This is a genomic window from Streptomyces sp. MA5143a, from assembly GCF_900290235.1.
Taxonomy (GTDB): Bacteria; Actinomycetota; Actinomycetes; order Streptomycetales; family Streptomycetaceae; genus Streptomyces.
This window is the reverse complement of record NZ_OLMK01000127.1, coordinates 31,245-50,189: the sequence shown is the minus strand read 5'-3', so window position 1 is coordinate 50,189 and position 18,945 is coordinate 31,245. Positions and strand designations below refer to the sequence as shown.

10 protein-coding genes are annotated in these 18,945 nt (G+C 71.8%); 5 read left to right on the top strand and 5 right to left on the bottom strand.

The annotated features are described in order from the left end of the window. Window positions 1-54: 54 nt before the first annotated feature. Window positions 55-1,296, top strand: a complete 1,242-nt coding sequence (locus SMA5143A_RS39960) for a DapH/DapD/GlmU-related protein (protein WP_181362252.1) — start codon at window positions 55-57, stop codon at window positions 1,294-1,296. Between the two features lie 244 nt (window positions 1,297-1,540). Here the strand turns inward: SMA5143A_RS39960 and SMA5143A_RS39955 are convergent, their stop codons facing one another. Then, on the bottom strand, window positions 1,541-2,212 hold the full coding sequence (locus tag SMA5143A_RS39955; protein ID WP_181362251.1) for a LuxR C-terminal-related transcriptional regulator: 672 nt from the start codon (window positions 2,210-2,212) through the stop codon (window positions 1,541-1,543). Between the two features lie 375 nt (window positions 2,213-2,587). On the opposite strand from SMA5143A_RS39955, the gene SMA5143A_RS43340 reads away from it, so the two are divergent. The 4 genes from SMA5143A_RS43340 to SMA5143A_RS39940 all read left to right on the top strand — a co-directional run bounded on the left by SMA5143A_RS43340 (window position 2,588) and on the right by SMA5143A_RS39940 (window position 11,640). Further along, window positions 2,588-5,143 carry an ATP-binding protein gene (locus SMA5143A_RS43340; RefSeq protein ID WP_181362250.1) on the top strand — a complete coding sequence of 852 codons (2,556 nt, stop codon included), beginning with the start codon at window positions 2,588-2,590 and terminating at the stop codon, window positions 5,141-5,143. A gap of 55 nt (window positions 5,144-5,198) precedes the next feature. Further along, window positions 5,199-7,778: a helix-turn-helix transcriptional regulator gene (locus SMA5143A_RS39950; protein ID WP_258194010.1), complete on the top strand. Its 2,580-nt coding sequence runs from the start codon at window positions 5,199-5,201 to the stop codon at window positions 7,776-7,778. Continuing rightward, window positions 7,768-10,659 carry an AAA family ATPase gene (locus SMA5143A_RS39945; RefSeq protein WP_107467697.1) on the top strand — a complete coding sequence of 964 codons (2,892 nt, stop codon included), beginning with the start codon at window positions 7,768-7,770 and terminating at the stop codon, window positions 10,657-10,659. Before SMA5143A_RS39950 ends, SMA5143A_RS39945 begins: the two co-directional genes overlap by 11 nt. Window positions 10,660-10,914: 255 nt before the next feature. Beyond that, window positions 10,915-11,640 carry a helix-turn-helix transcriptional regulator gene (locus SMA5143A_RS39940; protein ID WP_107467696.1) on the top strand — a complete coding sequence of 242 codons (726 nt, stop codon included), beginning with the start codon at window positions 10,915-10,917 and terminating at the stop codon, window positions 11,638-11,640. A gap of 39 nt (window positions 11,641-11,679) precedes the next feature. Here SMA5143A_RS39940 and SMA5143A_RS44650 read toward each other — a convergent pair whose 3' ends face one another. The 4 genes from SMA5143A_RS44650 to SMA5143A_RS39920 all read right to left on the bottom strand — a co-directional run bounded on the left by SMA5143A_RS44650 (window position 11,680) and on the right by SMA5143A_RS39920 (window position 18,721). Then, on the bottom strand, window positions 11,680-14,667 hold the full coding sequence (locus SMA5143A_RS44650) for a helix-turn-helix transcriptional regulator (RefSeq protein WP_107467695.1): 2,988 nt from the start codon (window positions 14,665-14,667) through the stop codon (window positions 11,680-11,682). A gap of 93 nt (window positions 14,668-14,760) precedes the next feature. Then, complete coding sequence (locus tag SMA5143A_RS39930) at window positions 14,761-17,238, bottom strand: SpoIIE family protein phosphatase (RefSeq protein ID WP_107467694.1); 2,478 nt, start codon at window positions 17,236-17,238, stop codon at window positions 14,761-14,763. Window positions 17,239-17,455: 217 nt separating this feature from the next. Then, window positions 17,456-18,019, bottom strand: a complete 564-nt coding sequence (locus SMA5143A_RS39925; RefSeq protein ID WP_107467724.1) for an MBL fold metallo-hydrolase — start codon at window positions 18,017-18,019, stop codon at window positions 17,456-17,458. A gap of 87 nt (window positions 18,020-18,106) precedes the next feature. Then, complete coding sequence (locus tag SMA5143A_RS39920; RefSeq protein WP_258194009.1) at window positions 18,107-18,721, bottom strand: TetR/AcrR family transcriptional regulator C-terminal domain-containing protein; 615 nt, start codon at window positions 18,719-18,721, stop codon at window positions 18,107-18,109. Between the last annotated feature and the right edge of the window lie 224 nt (window positions 18,722-18,945).

Genomic DNA, 18,945 nt, shown 5'->3' with positions numbered 1-18,945 from the left:
ATCGAGCTGTTCGCGCACCACCACCGCCCCATCAGACCGAATCGGGAGGACCTCGTGAGGCATTGGCGACCGAACCGTCCGGGGATCGACCCCGGCGCCCGCATCATCTGTGAGGAGTTGAGCCTGGCGTCGGATGTGGTCATCGGGCCGGGAACCGTGCTTGTCGGTGACCGGATCGAGATCGCGGAGGGCACGGTGATCGGTCCGGGCTGTGATCTGCGGGCGTCGGAGGTCCGCATCGGGCCGCGGAGCGAGTTCGGGAGCGACGTGCGTGTTCTCGTCGCCGAGCGGTTCTCCGTCGGCGCCGCGGCCAGGGTGGCCCGGGGCGCCTCCCTGACGTGCCGGTCGTTCAGTGCGGGCAATCTCCTGTACTTCGGTGACGAGGCCTCGGTCGGCTACGGCGGTACGACGGCGTCCAGCGCACATGTGTCCATCGGTTCACGCGTCACCATCGGACAGCACTCGATCCTGAACGCCAATCTTCCGATCACCATCGGGAACAACGTCGGGACCGGTTCGTATCTCTCCATCTGGACGCACGGATACCACTTCGGGCACGGGCCCCTCGACGGCTTCGAAACCGCCTACGCGCCGGTGACCATCGAGGACAACGTCTGGCTCGGCTTTCACATCACGATCCTCCCCGGGGTCTCGGTGGGCCGGAACAGCATCGTCGCCGCCGGCGCGGTCGTCGCGCGGTCGCTGCCGGAGAACGTCCTGGCCGCCGGTGTTCCGGCCAAGGTGAAGAAGGCCATTCCCGCGCGGCGGCTCTCGTCGGACGCGGCCGTGGACGCCGTGACCGCGGTGGTGGACCGCTGGACGGAGGAGTTGCGGTGGAAGGGGCACCAGGCCTCGCGGGTGCCGGATGGCGGAGCGTGGACCTCCGTGCTGAACGCGCCGGACGGCACCGTGTCGGAGGGCATGACCGTGACCGTGCAGAGCGGGTGTCAGCCCGTGCCCCCCACTGACGGCGCGGCGCACCGCGCCGTGGTCTTCGTGGACGGACTGCCGGACGGCTTCGCGCGGGACCACACGGACATCACCTACTTCGACGTACGCAACGGCGCCATGGGCGGTCCGCGGACCAGGCTCTCGGAGGATCTCCGCAACGAGCTGCGTCGTCATGCCATGCCGTGCGGGGAGACCCACACCTTCACCTCCGTCGAGCCGGAGCCCTTCAGCCGCCTCTCCCGGGTCGACGGCTCGGGCGAACGGCTCGGCGGAGTCCTCGAGGTGCCGGAGGCCGCGGACACGGCCGACGACGACGTCGCCCCCGCAGGGGCCACAAGGCACTGAGCACCGTGGGTGTCGGCTCATTCCGCAGGATGAGAGGGCACCCACCTCTCAGACGAGTGTTCCCCGGTCTCCTCGACCTTCGGCTTCAGTCCTCGGAACGTTACGGCGGCCGAGGCCGTCCGGATAGCGTCTGACCTGTCAACGGCACAACTCCCCGGTGCCGCTGTCCGCCCCGGCGGGGTCCCGCCTGCCGGGGCGGACGAGACGCCCCGGTCGACCGCGGCCGGCCACCGGGCCGGGACGTTCACTCGTCTTCGCTGAACAGGCCGTACTGGATGCACATGAGGGCCACTTGGAGCCGGTCACGTGCCCCCAGCTTGGTGAGGATGCTGGAAACATGAGACTTGACCGTGGCGACCGTCAGGTGGAAGTCCTCGGCTATCTCCTGGTTCGACATGCCTCGGGCGATCCCCGTCAACACGTCACGCTCACGAGGGCTGAGTTGTGCCAGGACGTCCGGCAAACCGCCTCGCCACGCCTGCGATCCCACAGGAGCGAAGTTCCGCAGCCCGGCGAAGAGCCTGCTCGTCAGCAGGGGCTGGAGGACGCTGTGGCCGCACGCCACCTGCCGCACCGCATAGAGCAGTTCGTCACCGGAGACGCTGCGCAGCAGGATGCCACGGACGCCCAGGTGGATGGCCCGGGTCAGGCTGCGGTCGAGGACCTGCTGGTCGGCGAGCAGGAGCACCTTCGGCCGGACGGGCAGCGGTGCGGCCGACAGGCGCGCGATCAGATCGAGGGCGACCGCCTCCTGGTGGCGTCCGACGCCCAGCACGACCACGTCAGGGGTCGTCCTCGCCATCACGGCGATCGCGTCCCGGCCGACTGCGGCCTCCGCGACGACATCTAAGGTGGTGACTCGCTCCAGCGCCTGTTTCAGGCCACTACGCAGCAGATCCTCGTCGTCTATGATCATGACGCTCGTGACGCGCTCCCGGGAACGCACAGCTGACGGACCGCTCGAGGAAATCATGGATGTGCCTCATTTCTGGCAGTGGTACCACTGAGCCCATCGATCTCCCCCGCCATCACGACGCACGGCATTTCGTGCCGACGCACACGGATCCACGCGGCATGACCGGCCCGGAATCCATCACGGGCTGTGCACGCGCGGTTCTCCTTTGCACAACCCACATTAGTCGCCCCGCACAGAGCCCCTGCGGGATCACCCTGGGGAACTCCCTAGTATCTGAACGTGACCCCGTGCCACGATGACGCCGATTCAGTGGCAACCGGTTCTACTTCCGGGCGACTTGCCCCGATCCTGCCCTCACCACAAGACAGGTCGCACATGACGAGAGACGACTGGCACTTAACCGCGGAGTCGCAGCGAGCGGCGTACCTCGCCACCGCGCTCGGCGCGGTCGCCGCCACCGCACGGTCCGGGCAGGCCGAATACGCTCTCGTACGTGGAGGGGCGGGAAGCGGTCGGAGCACCGTCCTGCGCGCCGTCCACGAGAGTGCCCTGGCGGTCGGGTCCACCGTTCTCGAGGCAGCCGGACGCTCGACCCCTCCGCCTCCGGCCTACACCGCGCTCCGTGGGCTGCTGACCCCCGTCGGTGTGTCGTTGCCCGACCACGCCGGGCACTCGCGGCACCACATGAGTGACCTCGCCTACCAGTCCCTCGCCGAACTGGCCGGAACCGGCTCGGTGGCGGTGCTCGTCGACGATGCCCACCTGTGCGACGAGGAGTCCCTGCGCTCCCTCGAGTACGTGCTGCGGCGCGGGTCCGGGCTGCGGTTGCTGGTCATCCTCACGTATCACCACTCCGAGCCCGGCCCCGGCCGGCGGGTGCTGCGCGACCTCGTCGTCCGCCGCCCGCAGAACGTCATCGTGCTGCCGCCGCTCAGCACCGGGGAGATCGCGGAGTGCGTCGGCCACGTCCTGGGCGAAGCACCCGACTCCGGCTTCGTCGTCAGGTGTGCGGAACTGACCGAGGGCAACCCGCGCCTGCTGCGTGACGTGTTGCGCGTCGCCCGGGAACGAGGCATCCGGCCGCTGGCCGAGGAGGTGCGCCGCCTCGGCGCCGTCACGTGCGACGTGCGCTCCGCGCTCGACGTGGAGCGGCTGGCTCGGCACGGTGTCACAGTCTTCCGGACCGCCCGGGCCGTGGCCGTGCTCGAGAGTGTCGACGCCGGGGCCCGCGGCCACGCCACGGCCTGCGAACTCGTCAGTGTCCTGGCCCGGATACCTCGTACGGCGACGGAGGACGCCCTGCGCACACTGAAACGCGAGGTGGGGTCGGAGGAGGGCGGCGATCTGATTTCTCCCGGGCTGCGCTCCCGCCTGCTCGACGGACTGTCCCCCGTCGAACTGCGGGAGTTGCGTGATCGCGCCGCCCGGCTGCTCAACGACGCGGGCTACCGAGCCGAGGGCATAGCGCAGTTGCTGCCCGGGGGCGCCCACATGACCTGGATGTGCGACATCCTGCGTGAGGCCGCGACCGCCGCGGCGCGACGAAACGCCCCGGCCGCGACGCGATTCCTCGACCAGTTGATCAGGTCCGGCGCCCCGTCGCCCGGCAGCGACGCCGTGCTCCGGGACCGCATGGAACTGGCGGGTCTGCTGGAGCGCGCGGATCCGGCGGCCGCGCTGGGGCAGCTGCGCTGGCCCCTGCGACACACCACCGACCTCCAGCTGCGTGCTCTCACCGCCGTACGGTTCTGCGCGCTCGCGGCAGGCACCCCCCATCTCGGGGAGGCCGCCGCCCACCTGGACGAGGTGCTCCGCACGCTCACGTCCATGCCCGGGCAACCCTACGGCTCTCCCCGCCGGACGGTGCACACACAGGTGCTGTGCGCCCGACTCGCGGCGGCCTTCCTCGAAGCGGGGGACCAGGCCGAGCCGTGGCGCACCGTGCCGCCCGAACTGCCCGCCGCGGTGGCGTTCCACCTGGCCGACCGGCCGGAGGAAGCGCGCTCGCTGCTCTGGGACGCCGGACGCCGAGCGGCCTCGTGCGGCAATCCGTCCGCCGAGATCCTCGCTCTGTCCGTGCAGTCACTCATCTCGCACGTCGTCGGCGATGTCGCCGCGGCGTCATGGGCGGCCCACTCGGCCCTGGCCGTCATGGCCCGTACCCCACAGGCGGCGGGCCTCCTGCTCCCGTACATCGCGTACGTGCAGGCACTCTCCGCGCTGAGCCGGGTGCGCCACGCCTCCGACGCCGTCGAGGACGCAGGGCCCGCTCCCAGCCCGCACGACATCCGGCAGGCGAGAAAGTCGCTGTACGACCAGTACTTCGCCGGGGCCGTGAGCCGTTTCCCGGACAGTCCGGTCCACTTCCGGACCGGCACGGGGCGGCTGCCCGAGGACTCCGGGGCCGATCCCCTCACCGACCTCGGCAACCCGATCTTCACCCGTTGGCGCCTCTCCGTGGACCAGGCCCTGGTCCCGCTGGGTGTGGCCGGTCCCACGGGCGTCTCCCCCGCGCACGGCCAGTGGTCGGCGGCCCGCGCCATCGGCTTCGGCCTGCTGGCCGGAAGTTTCCTGGTCACCATGGATGACCGGAGGCCTCTGGCGGAACTGAAGGCGGCCTCGCAGTCCCAGGGGAACACGACGGGCCGGCGTCTGGAAGAAGCCTGGGCCGCGTACCGCCTGGGCTCGGCTCTGTTGCGCCACGGACACACCGCGGCCGCAGGCGAACAACTGGTTCGGGCCGGCGCCCTGGCGGACGGCTGCGACGCTCATGTGCTCGGTGTCATGGCCCGTACGGAACTGGCCGCCGTCGAGGGACCGGGTCGCTCCCGTACCCGTGCAGCGTCACGAGACGAACGCGGGGCCGCGACCCCGACCTCCCGGGCGCGGCCGACCGGCACGGCGACGATCCGCCGCCCGACGCCGTCCTGACCGTGGGGACCCACGCGACTTGGTCAACACGTCTGTCCGCCGGAGAAAGAGCACTATGACGGAACCCCCTGTACCGGTCCTTCCCCGATGGCGTGGAAAGGCCGGGCCCCTCTCTCTCGTCGCCGGGCGCGGCAGGGAGAAACAGTTGCTGGAGGACGTGCTGCCGACCCGGCATCCCGGTGTCCCGTCGCCCGCGGTGGTGCTCGTCGAGGGCTTCGCGGGGTTCGGCCGCACCACGCTGCTGCGGTGGGCCGCCGCCGCCGCCGAGGAGCGTGGGGCGCGGGTGCTCACCGCGCGGTGCTCCACCACGGAGTCCGGCTTCCCGTACGGCGTGGTGGCACAACTGCTGGCGCCTCTGACCAGGCTCGCGCCCGAGGTGACCACGCTGCTGCGGTCCCCCGCCGACGCGCCCCGGCCGATGAACTGGCCGTGCCGGGAACTGCTCGTGGAGGCCGCGCGGCACCCGCTGCTGCTGGTCGTCGACGACGCCCAGTGGGCGGACGATCCCTCTCTCACCCTGCTCGCGCGACTCTTCAGGCAACTGCGTGACGTCCCGGTGACGGTGCTCGTCTCCGCCACCCCGTCCGTCGGCCCCCGCTCCCTCTCCCAGCGCCTGGGCCTGGACGTGGTCCACCGGGGACGGGACAGCGCGGATCACCCCTCCCGCACGGACCATCTGCTCAGACTCGGTCCCCTCTCCTCGGAGGCGGTGGCCGAGGTGCTCGTCGCGCACGGCTGGCCCGCACCCGTGGATCCGGCACCGGCCGCCGAGGTGACAAGGCGGTGCCGCGGCAATCCCGCGGTTCTCGTCGCCGCTCTCGCCTCCTGGGGAGAGGAGGCATCGGAGGGAGTCGGGGCAGCCACGGCACTGGGGCCACACCTTGCCGCGGCGCTGACCCGATGGGCCGCGCGGATGGTGGAGGGACTGCCCGACGAGGCGCGGGCGCTGCTGCGGTCCTGTGCCCTGGCAGCAGGGGAGCTGGACACCCGGCAACTCATTCGCCTGGCCGGCCTGGGCGTCCCGGTCGGCACCCGCGCGCTGGCCCTGCTGACCGGGATGGGCCTGGTGGGCACGGGGGACCGTCCGTCACCCGTCTGCCCCGAGGTCGCCGGGCAGGCCCTCGGCGAACTGACCGCCACCGAGCGGGAGGAACTGCACGCCCGGGCGGCCGACATCTGCTACCAAGGCGGCGTCCGGGACTCCCTTGTCGCCGAGATGCTGCTCGCCGCCCCGTCGTTCCGTCCGCCCTGGGCCGTGGAGGTGCTGCGCACGGGAGCCACCGAACGGAGGCTCACCGGCCCGACCCGATCCCTGATGCGCAGCATGGAGAACGCCCTGGCCAGGACGGCGGATCTGGAGGAGCGGATCGGCCTGCACATCGAGCTGGGGCTGGCCGCCAGGTCCACGGACCCCGTGGTCTGTCAGCGGCATTTCGACATGGCGTACGAGCTGTGTGGCACAGACCCCGCTCTCGCCCTCTGCCGTCTGCGCGCCGCCGATCAGCTGACCCTGCTCCAAGGGCCGGACGCCCTCTCCGATGCCGTGGTCGGACACCCCTCACGAGGCGTCCCGCCGAGGCACGGGCACCCCTGGTGCGGTCCGTCGGACCCGGGCACGGACGGCCTCCCACCGGGGGCAGCCGTCGACGCGCTGCCGGATGCGGCGAGGGCCGGACTGCGCGCCTGGCGGCTCGCGGTGTCGGGTGCGGAGCGGGATCGGGTCGTCGAGCTGGCCCGACACGGGCTGCGTGACACGACCTCACCTGCCGGGGTCACGCTGTACACGCCGACGCTGGCCGCCGCGTCGGCGCTGCTGCTGACAGGGGACGAGCACGGTGCCCGCGACGTCGTGCTCGGTGTGGGCGCCCTCATCGACGAGTCGCTGTACGTCGGCGAGTCGGCCGCCGCCCTGCACGGCTTGCTGCTGCGTGCCTGGGGGTACCACCTCCTCGGTCTTCCGGAGCAGACGGTGACGGACCTGAGGGCCGCCGCCGAGCTGGGTTCCACGATGGCGTGCCATCCACGTCTGATGCCCCTCGTCGTCGCGGTGCGTTCCACGGTGCTGCGGCTCGACGGCCTTCTCCCGGCGGCTGAGCAGGCCCTGTCCGTGGATCCCGTCGGTGCCGGGGAGGGTGGCCTGTCCACCTCCTTCTTCCTGTACGCCCGCGCGGAGGTGCGGGCGGCCGACGGTCGGCCCCGGGAGGCGCTGGCGGACTTCGTCCGCTGCGGTCAGGGCCTGACCGGCCACGGTTGGAACAACCCCGTGCTGCTGCCGTGGCGCGCCCGTGCGGCCGCGCTGGCGGGAACCCTGAACGACCACGCGTTCGCGGTCGCATTGTCCTCGGAGACGCACCGGCTGGAACTGCTCTGGGCACCATCGACGGCGTCGGCTCCCTACGGGGACCGCTCCTCCGGCACGGTGCCGCTCACCCCGGCCGAGACCCGGGTGGCCACCCTCGCCGGTGAGGGGCTGTCGAACCGGCTCGTCGCGGAGCGGCTGTCGATCAGCCCCCGAACCGTCGAACTACACCTGACGCGCGCCTACCGGAAGCTCGGCATATCGGGGAGGGCCGAACTGCCGGTCGCCCTGGCACTTCCGCGGCGCGAGAACGAGGGGGACGACCGTGTTGCTTGAACGGGCCCCGGCACTGCGTGTGGCGGACGAGGCACAGTTGGCCGCCGCCGCCGGTGCGGGATCTCTCGTGGTCGTGACCGGGCCCGTCGGGGTGGGGCGGACCGCGTTTCTGGACGAACTGGCCCAGCGGTCCCTGGCGCGGAAGGCTGCCTGGACGCTTCGGGCGAGCGGCACCCCCGCGGAGCGGGACTTCACGCACGGAATCGTCACTCAGCTCTTCGACCCTCTGATGCGCCAGGTGCCTGCCGAGATACGCGACGGCTGGTTCGAGGGAGCCGCCGGCGCCACGGAGCGGCTGTTCTTCGGCAGCCCGCCGGACGATTCGGCCGTCGTGAGTCCGGCCTTCCTGGACGGGCTGCGCTCGCTGGTCGCGGCCGTCTGCCGACAACGGCCGCTGGTGCTGCTCATCGATGATCTCCACCACGCCGACGACGCGTCTTTGACCTTTCTCGGCTACCTGGCCAGGCGCCTGGACGGACTGGCCGTCACCATGGTGGTCAGTCTGCCGGCGGGGCTCCCGACGAACGGGCGCGGCCTGCTCCGGGAGATCTCCGATGCCGCGACCCACCTGGTGGCCTTGCGCCCCCTGACCCCGGCCGGCACGGCTGCTGCCGTGCGGCACGTCTTCGGCACGGACGGCGATCCCCGGTTCGTCGAAGCGGGGCACACGGTCACCAGCGGCCTGCCGATGCTGCTCATGCCGCTGCTCACGGAGTTGGCGGCGACGCGGCGTGGCCCTGTGGCCGAGGAGGCGACCGGGCTCCTCGGTCTGCGACCCGAACTGTTGCAGGACCGGCTGCGGCAGACCGTGCTGTGGCTGCCCGAGACCCTGCGCCACTGCGGCACGTCCCTGGCGCTGCTCGGTGACCGGGCAGCGCCCTTGGTGGTGGCCGCACTCGCCGGGTTGGACGAAGGTGACTCCGCGACCGCTCTGACGGCCCTGGAACACCTCGGCCTGCTGCGTGCGCGGTCCACGACGGTTTCCACGGTCGACGGAGCCGCAAAGAGCCCTCCAGGGTGCGCCCGTTTCGTGCACCCGATGCTCCGGGACGCCTTCCTGGAGATGGTGCCCGACGAGCGGTACGACGAACTGCACGTCCTGGCGGCACGGCTGTTGCTGGCGCACGGTCACGGCTCGGAGGCGGCTGCGGAGCATCTGCTCCTCACCGCCGCTCCGGTGCGGGGCGCCCTCAAGGCGACCCTGCGGGCGGCAGCCGGGACCGCACTGGGCCGGGGCTCGCATCGGACCGCCGCACGGTACCTCCAACGGGCCCTGGCGGACACCGAGGAGCGCCCGGACACGGCGGTCGAGCGGTCCGCCCTGCTGAGTGAACTGGCCGCCGCGGAAAGCCGTTTCGCGCCGCATGCGGCGGACCGTCATCTGCGTCAGGCGCTGGTGCTGCTGGAAACCCCGGGGGAGCGTGCCACCGCCCTCGCCCGCTTCGCGCCGGCCCACTGGTACACCGAGGAACCCGCCTTGGCCGAGATCCTGCAACAGATCGCCGAAGACTCCGGACACACGCCGGGCCTGCCGCAGCGGTCGCTGCCGGTGTGGCTGGAGGCCCGTCAGCGGAGTCTGGGCGTCGGTGGCAAGCACACGATGGACAACTTGGCCCGGCTGACCGAGTTGGGGCCGGATGTTCCGGTGGACAGTTGGGCCGACCGGCAGTTGGCGGCCGTGCTGCTGCGCTCGGCGGCGGCAGCGGGTCTGATGCCTCGTGCGGAGGTCGTGGCGCTGGCGCACCGGATCCTGGCGAGCGAGGAGGCCGTCTCCGCTCTGCACACGTCATTGCCGCTGGTGGCGAGCACGTTGGTCATGGCGGACGAGGTGGGTACCGTACGGGTGGCCCTGCACCACATTCTGGAGTGGACGGCCCCGAGGAACGACCTTGTCCTGCGGGCCGCGGCGCTCGGTGTGCACGCGTGGACGGTGCTCGCCCACGGGGATGTCGCGAAGGCGCGGGCCGAGGCCGAGGCGTCCCTCGCCCTGGCGGACCCGCAGCATCCGACAGCCGAACCCGCCCTCGCCGCGCTGATGATGGTCGCGTTGGAGAGCCGGGATCCGGCGCTGGTGCAGCGCTTGCGTGAAGAGGTGCGGAGGCATCCGGCCCGGCCGTACGGGGGCCGGCTCTCTCCAGGTGGATTCCCTGTACTGGCCGACCTGTTGAGGGGTGTCTCCGCCGAGCTGGCCGGTGAGCCCTCGACGGCACTCGCGATCTTCCTGCGGTGCGGCAGACGGATACAGGACACGGACGGCGAGGTGGCGGGACTCCAGATCGGCTGGCGGCTGCGAGCGGCGCGCCAGTATCTGCGGCTGAACGAGACGGCCGCGGCGGAGGAGTTGCTCAGGGAGGAGACCGGCATCGCCGAGACCTGGGGCGCGAGGCGGTTCCTCGGCCGGGTGCTGCGCGTTCGGGCGACATGGGTCGGTGGCCGTGAGGCGATGCGGTTGGCTCAGCGATCGGTGGTGATCCTGGACGGTTCCGGCAGCCGGCTCGAGTCGGCCCGGTCGCTCGTCACGCTCGGGCGGTTGCTGTGGGAGGCCGGGGACCACACTCAGGCAGTCCTGCGGTTGCGGCGGGGGCACGACCTCGCCGTAAAGTGCGGGGCCCCGTGGGTCGCGGAACCGGCGGCAGCCGTGCTGAACACCTTGGTGCCGACCGGCTCGCGGAGAGCCGGCCGGGCGTCACTCACGGACGCCCAGAGGACGGTGGCGACCCAAGCGGCCCTCGGCCTGACGAACCGTGAGATCGCCCGGGAACTGGGCATCACCTCGCGGGCGGTCGAGAAGCATCTGACGGCGGCCTACCGCAAACTCGGCGTGCGGAAGCGGGCGGATCTTCCCGCCGCCCTGGGTCCGGACCTGTCACAGGAGACATGACCGGTGCGGTCGCCCCGGAGATGACCGGCAAGTTGCTCTATCACGAACTCCGGGGCGCCACCAGAGGAAAAGATCCCCGTACCCCTGCCCTTACGGGCAGAGCGTTCTCGCTGTACGGGACCGAACCCCCTCGGTCGATCGCCACCACGGTTTTTCCCTCGAATCCACTGGTCCTGTGGCCCGAGGCGAACGCGCCTGCCTAGCCTCGACGAACGGGACGGACGACCTGACACCGGGTCGGCGTTCGGAGAGTTGATGGGTGGAGGCGCCATGTCGATGACGGCATTCGAGGCAGATGCGAATCAGGATGAGGAATCATCTCATCGGCACGCCGAGTATTTCCTCAGCATATTCCACCAGGCGGGTCTGTGTATGGCGAGCCTGGATTCCGATGCGCGCCTGCTGGAGATGAACAGCGACTTCTCGCGCTGGTTCGGGGGACCGCCCTCCGCCTTACGGGGACGCCCGTTCCTCGATCTTCTGCACCCCGCCAGCCGAACCGGCGTCCAGGGAGAGCTGGCCCGGGTCACGACCGGCTGCCGGGTCAGGACCAGCGCGCAGGGTGTCGCGCTGCGGTCCGACGGCTCCCCCCTGTCGGTCGAGCTGACCATGATCGGTGTACGTGATCCGCATACCTTCGGGGTCGAGACGATCGTCCTCGTCTCCCCGGAGCAGGTGCCCGTAGGGGGTGTCGCGGCGGAGCACGGTGACCCGGCGGAGCAGCCGGCCGCACCGATCATGCTGACGGAGACGGAGGCGCGCATCCTGGAGCAGTTGGCGACGGGCTTCTCCACACAGCAGCTCGCGCGCCGCATGCATCTGAGCAGCAAGGGTGTCGAGTACCACATCTCCGCGCTGCTGCGAAAGGTGGGGGTCCCCAACCGCACCGCGCTCGTCTCCTGGGCGCACTCGCTCGGCATACTCTCCCCCGGATGGTGGCCCCCGCGCGTCGCCACCACGTTCGTACGGCCCTCTGCTTGAGGGCGGCCCCCGGGAACGGCCCGCCCTCGCCCGGCGTTCTCAGATCGGCGTACCGGGGAGTCCGTGCGTGGGACCGCCTGCCGCCGGCACGTCATGGTTCTTCTCGCCTCGCCAGGCGTATTGCCGGAGCAACTCCTTGCGGTTCCCGACGCCGAGCTTGCGATAGGCGTGTGTGAGATGGGTCTCCACCGTCCGCACGGCGACGAACAGGGTTTCAGCGATCTGCCGGTTGGTCAGGCCGTTCACGGCCAGTTCGACGGTACGCTGCTCCGCGCGGGTCAACAGCCCGTCCGAGGTGGCGGTGGCCAGGCGGCGACCCCGGCCACCCGCCACCGCCAGCAGCCGGTCGGCCGCCGCGGCGGCGTCCCGGGCGCCGCAGCGTTCAGCGGTCGCGGCGGCCCACTCGAGTTGTTCCCGGGCGGCCCGGACGTCCCCGGTGCGCAGCAATGACTTCCCCAGCAGGTACGCGCCTCGTGACCGATGGATCGGGTCGGGCGCGGCCCGCAGCACCTGGACCGCTTCTGTGAGCAGCCCGACGGCCTTCTCCGGCGGCGAGGCGCAGGCGCGGGCGATCAGGCTGTGGCCGAGGGCACGCGGGGTACCCCAGCGGACCGACGACTCGGTGTACTCGTCGAGGAGTTCCTCCGCCTCCGCGTCACGGCCCCGCGCGGCGAGCAGGGGGAGGGCGTACTCCCACCACGGTGAGTACAGCGGGTTGCCGACTCCCCCGGCACGCAGTTCGCGGCCGAGGGCCAGCAGGAGTTCGAGTGACTGGGCGGGCGCTCCGTGCCGCCATGCCGACTGAGCCCGGTGGAGGGCCAGCAGGGACCAACCGCGGCCGGTCTCGGCCATGTCCGTGGGCCTGCCTTCCAGCAGTCCCTCCCGTCGCAGCAACGCGTCCGCCCGTTCGTGACGGCCACGGACGGACAGCGCCAAGGCCAGGACCCCGAACGGCAGCACGGTCGTGCGGCGCCAGGGTGCCTGTTCAGCGATGTGCACCGCATGCTGGGCGGTGGCGACGGCCTCGTCCGGGGCCCCGGTGCACAGGAACGTGAGCGCCTTGCAGGAGAGGGCCTGGTGGTGGGTCCAGTCGTCGCCGCGCTCCAGCGAACGTGCGAGCGTCCGGTCCCACACCGCGTGCGCCGCATCCGTTTCGTCGGCCAGTACGAGTGCGAGGCCCACGGTGCACGATTCCGCGTCCGTCCATTCGGGGTCGGCCAGCACACGCTTGACCGGCTCCGTCGCGGACGTCGCCGCGTGGGGTTCGAGCGCGGCGAGCCATGTCCGGGCGGCCAGTTCGCGGTGTGTGCCCCCATGAACTCCGCCGGGTTCACCGACGGCGGGCAGTCGATCGGCGATGTCCGCGATCGTTGCGCGGGCGGCGGACGAGGCGGTTCGGGCACCGAGGCCGACGAGCAGCAGGGTGGATTCGAGCAGCGCGGTCTGCTCCGTCGCCCCGGCAGTCCCGGGACGGGCGGTCCGTAGGGCATCGAGCGCGGTGACCAGCACGTCCGCGGCGTCAGGCGTGCCGCCGACGGCCAGCGCGATCTCGCCGTACTGGAGGACGAGGGCATGGTCGCCCGGGGAGGGGCGGCTGTCCAGGGCGGATCGCAACTCGGCCAGCGCGCCGGCCGGGTCGAACCGGGCCAGGGCGGCGACCAGTTCACCTCGGACGGACGTGGGGTCGGCCTCGGGCATCACGGTGGCCGCGTGGTCGAGGAGATGGCGCAAGTAGCGGGCGGCGGCCTGGGGTTCACCCTGGCGCAGGGCCTCGGCGCCGGCCTCGCGCAGGGTGTCCGCCATCCATGCCCGGTCGGGACGGGAGAGGAGGACCAGCTGATCGGCCACCGTGCGCACCGGCATGCGGGCGTCACTCATCAGGAGGGCGGCTCGGGCCAGCAAGCGCTCGGGGTCGGACACCGGAACCTCGGAGGCGACCGCTCGGCGTACCGCCGCGTGAGCGAAGCCCGGGCGGTCCGGGGCGAGTAGGGCTCGTTCCCGCAGCGCGTCGAGGGCCGACCGGGTCCGGGGCGGAGGCACCCGGATGAGTGGGCCGATGATCTCCGGGTGTTCGAGGCCCACCACGGCCAGGGCTGCGGCCACGTCGCGGGCCTCGGTCGACAGGTCCGCCATCCGGGCGGCGACCGACTCCCCGAGGATGTGGGAGGCGATGTCGGCGATCCGCCCGACGTCAGCCGCCGTCGGCCGGACCTCGGCACGGCACAGCTCCTCCAACAGGCGCAGCAGCAGCCAGGGGTTGCCGCCGGACACCTGGGCGCAGGTCCGCACGAAATCGCCGTCCGGCGCACCGTCGAGCGTGTCCTCGACGAGCTGGGCGATGTGGGTCTCGCCGAGAGGGCCGGGTCGAACAGTCGTCTGGAACCTGTAGTCCAGCACGGTCTCGCCGCCGGGCCGGTCGCGCGCCGCGAACAGCACCATCAGGCTGCCGCGCCGAACGCGGTGCAGCAGGAAGTTCAGGGCGCGCCAGGACTCGCCGTCACAGTGATGCGCGTCGTCGACCACGAGGATCAAGGGACGACGGGTCATCATCCTCAGGCAGAGCCGGTGCACGGCGAGAGCAACGGCCATGTGTCCCGCGGTCGGCGTATGGGCGGACCCGACGACGTCCGCCCTCTCGTCGCCCCCCTCGTCCGCCCCGGCCTCCAGGAGGGCCCGTAACTCGTTCCTGCTCGGGGGCGACCCCTCGGATGCCCGGGTGTGTCCGTGTGGCCGGATACGGAAGAGCTGCCGCAGAACTCCATGAGGCCCTTCGGCGTCGCAGACGGCGTGCAGGACCGTGACATCCTGTCCGGACACCGTGTCGATCAAGGCCTCCAGGAGCGCGGTCTTGCCCACCCCGGCCGGGCCTCGTACCAGGACCGCTCGAGGTCGCCCGGACCGAGCGGCGGCGAACTCCCTCATCAGCTGGGCGATTTCCGATGAACGGCCGGTCAGCCGATGATGCGGGGCCGGCTGCCTGGTAGCCACCTTCTGGGCCCTCCCCGATGCGGTCGAAGTATCGAGCATCCGGGAAACCTACTGCAAGATTCAAACAGTGACCGGCGTGAACCGGCCATGGGGCTCGCCGCCGCTGTGAGCCGCCGGGCGGCGGCCGCCGTCTCATCGGGTGTCCCGGGCTCCCACGGCGTGAGGGCTGTCGGGGCTCCCGTCCGGGAGGGGCTGCTCGGCCCAGATCGTCTTGCCGGCGGACGTCTGGCGGCTGCCCCAGCGCTCGGCGACCTGCGCGACGAGCAGCAGTCCGCGTCCGCCCTCGTCGAAGACCCGGGCCCGCCGCAGATGGGGAGCGGCGCTGCTGGAGTCGGAGACCTCGCAAATGAGGGCGTCGGCGCGGATCAGCCGCAGATGGATGGGGGCGTTGCCGTAGCGCATCGCGTTGGTGACCAGCTCGCTGACGATCAGCTCGGTGGCGAAGTCGAGGTCGGCCAGTCCCCACGCGCCGAGTTGCTCGGCCGCCATCCGGCGGGCCCCGCCGACGGCCGCGGGATCCAGGGGCAGCTCCCAGGTGCTGACCCGGTCGGCGCCGAGCGTGGCGGTCCTGGCCAGGAGCAGGACGATGTCGTCGGCAGGGGGATCGGGCCGCACCTTGCGCAGCACCTCGTCGCAGATCTCCTCCAGATCGGCTGCGGGATGGCGCAGCGCCTCGGTCAGCAGGTCGAGTCCGACGTCGACGTCACGGCCGGGGGCCTCGATCAGACCGTCGGTGTAGAGGGCGAGCGTGCTGCCCTCGGCCATGTCGATCCGGACGGCCTCGAAGGGCAGTCCCCCCAGGCCGAGCGGTGGCCCGGGGGGCAGGTCCAGCACTTCCACGGTGCCGTCGGGCCGCATCAGGACGGGCGGCGGGTGCCCGGCCCGGGCCAGGTCGCAGCAACCGGCCACGGGGTCGTAGACGGCGTAGAGGCAGGTGGCCCCGACCTCGCCCGAGGCGCCCTCCGCCACGCTCCGGGCGTCCGGGCCCTCCTCCCGGTCGAGGCGGAGGACCAGGTCGTCCAGCCGGGTGAGCAGTTCGTCGGGCGTGAAGTCGGCGTCGGCGAGGGTCCGTACGGCGGAACGGAGCCGGCCCATCGTGGCGGAGGCGTGCACGCCGTGGCCGACCACGTCGCCCACCACCAGGGCCACGCGTCCCCCGGACAGGGAGATGACGTCGAACCAGTCCCCGCCGATCTCGTCCCCGGGGCCCGCGGGCAGGTACCGGTAGGCGAGGTCCGCGGACTCCACCTCGGGGAGCCGCTCGGGCAGGAGGCTGCGCTGGAGGGTGATCGCGGTGTGCCGCTCACGGGTGTAGCGGCGGGCGTTGTCGATGCTCACCGCCGCCCTGGCGGCGATCTCCTCGGCGAGCACCAGGTCGTCCTCGTGGAAGGCGTCCTCGGTGCGGTGGCGCAGCAGGAGCATCACGCCGAGGGTGATGCCCCGGGCGCGGAGCGGCACCATCAGCACCGAATGGATCTTGAAGCGCCGCATGTTGTCGATGCGGCCCGGCGAGGCGGCCAGCCACTCCCGCAGCACGGGGTCGCCCGCGCTGTGGTAGCTGCCGCGGCCGGTGATCAGTGCCTCGGCCGCCGGGGATCCGGGCGGATGGATGTCGATGTCGCCCGTGGCGACCACGGATTCCGGGACTCCCTTGAGCACCGACCGCTGTGCGGTGCGGCGGCAGACGACCGGCGCGTCCGGGGGCACGGGCTGCGGCTCGTGGCCCTGGACGACCGACTCCAGCAGGTCGACGGTGGCGAAGTCGGCGAACCCGGTCACCGCGACCTCGGCGAGTTCCTCGGCGGTCCGGGTCACGTCGAGGGTGCTGCCGATGCGCACGCTGGCGTCGTTCAGCACGGCCAGGCGCCGACGGGCCCAGTACTGCTCGGTGATGTCGATGACCAGGGCCGACAGTCCGAGCACGGCGCCCGCCCTGTCCTTCAGCGGGGACAGGAACAGTGACCACGCGTGGTCGCGGACCTCACCGGAGGCCCGGAAGGGCTGCTCCTCGCGGTAGATCATCTCTCCGGTGCGCGCGACCTCGTGCTGGAGGCGGTCGATCTCGTCCAGGGGCGGGGTGGGGTAGATCTCCCACAGCGTCTGCCCTCTCATCTCGTCCGGGTTCAGCCCCATGGCCTGGCTCATCACCTGGTTGCAGGTGACGAACCGGGCCTCGCTGTCGTAGATGGCGACGGGCAGGGGGAGTTGTGCGAGCGTGATGTCCCACAGTTCGGCGGCCCCCGTGTCCGTCGGCCCGGCGGAGTAGGTCACCGCCGCCGGTGCGAGGACCCAGTGGGTCCCGCCCCGCCCGTCGAGCAGGGGTGTCCCCCGCAGCCGCGCGATGACCCGGTCGCCGTCCCGTTTCCGCAGCCCCACGTCGCTCGTCCAGGGTTCGCCGGCGGCCAGGTGACGCCGGGCCGCCGAGGGCAGCCTCGTGGTCCGCAGATGCGCGGCCGGGCGGCCCACCACCTCCTCCGGCGTGTACCCGAGGAGCCGCTGGGCGCCGGCGCTCCACACCAGGACGACTCCGCGGGCGTCGACGACGACCGCGAAGTCGTCCGGTACGGCCGGTCCCTCCGCTTCCCTGGTCGTGTCGGGCTCGTTGTCCATGGGCGTACCCCGACGTCGTTCTGCCGTTTTCCAGCACGGCGCTGTGCGCCCGGCACGGGCGCTCCCTCCAGCATCCCGCCGCGGGGCATCCCGCTCAACCGATGCCCGCGGCGGTCCAGCACGATCAGGTGCCCCATGAGGACGGGCAAGGGCCGGGAAAACCCGGGTGTGACATCTCCGGCACGCCCGACGCGGTCGCCATCCGCTCGGGCTCATGTCAGACGGGTGTCGACGCCGACGGCACGAAGGGCGCGCCGTGGCCGGGGACTATGAGGGCCGGGCCGAGGGCGAGGACCTTCTCCCTGGCTGCCCGCAGCTGGTCCCGGTCGGGGGCGAAGGGGTCGTCGGCCGGTCCCTCGGCGGTCCACCACAGGTGGGTGAGGACCACCAGGCCCTCCTGCGCTGTCACCAGGGTGCTGACGTCCTCGGCGGTGTGGCCGGGCGTGGTCATCAGGGTGATCGACGGGGAGAGCCGGTATCCGTCGGCGTCCCGGTCCTCCCAGATGTCGTCCTGGTAGATGGCCATGTGGTCGTGGAAGCGGGCCGCGGGGAACAGGGCGGCGTTCAGCGTGTGGTCCGGGTGGTGGTGGCTGAAGACCACGTCGGTGACGTCCTCGGGGGCGAGTCCGTGCTCCGTGAGCGGGTCGAGGATGAGCCGGCGGTCGGCGACCATGCCGGGGTCGACGATCGCGACGGTCGAGCCGTCGACGAGGAGGGTGACGGTCCCCGCGACGCGGTCGTCCGCGTAACCGGTGGTCAGGACGTGGAACGAGGCGGTCATGACGGGCTCCTGGGTGCGGAAGAGGAAGGAGTGGAAGGTGAGCAAGGGGGCTGAGCGGGTCGTGCTGTGCGGGGACGTGCCTCCCGGTCACGTGGGCAGGAGCGCCCGGAAACCGGTGATGAGGGCGCACAGCCCGATGTCGAAGGCGAGCTCGGCGCGGCGGTGGTCGTGCGGGACGTCGTCGAGTGCGACGGCGAGGTGCGGGGTGGTCTCGCGCGGCACGTCGGCGACCAGCACCGGCGGGGCCACGAGGTCGAGGGCCGAGCCGAGGATGAAGTTCTCCATCGCGTTGATCAGGGGCATGACCTGGTGCGCGGCGAAGCCGGCGGTCAGCAGGAGTTCCGCGACCTTCTCGTACATCGCGTACAGGAAGGGCTCGCCCAGCGGGGCGGTGGCGAGCAACGGCACCGCCCCGGCGTGTCCGGCGAAGGCCGCGCGGTAGGAGCGGGCCCAGTCCTCCAGCGCCTGCTCCCAGGGCTGGGCCGGGTCCCAGGCGTCGGGGCTGGTCTCCAGGGCCAGTTCCTCCCGCATGAGCGAGATGATCTCGTCCCGGCCGGACACATGGTGGTAGAGCGCCGAGGGTGCCACGCCGAGCTCCCTGGCCAGGGCGGGGATGGTGAGGGTCCCCTGGTCGTCGGCGAGTCTCAGCGCCGCGCCGCCGATGCGTCGGCGGTCCAGCAGAGGCGTGCGCGGCCTGGGCACATGGGCTCCTCTTCGTGCGTCTCCCCGCCGGTGCGGTCGGAACGGCCGCCGCACACCCGGGGTCATCCGGACTTTACCGAATGACTTTCAGTAAAACCCTTCCCGAGCCTCCGGGTGACCCCTACATTACCGAAACCGAATCGGTTTCAGTTCTGTTGGGTCGCTCCGCTCTCGCGGGCAGAACAGCGACCGACGTCCGTCGACCTCACGCAGCACGCGGAGAC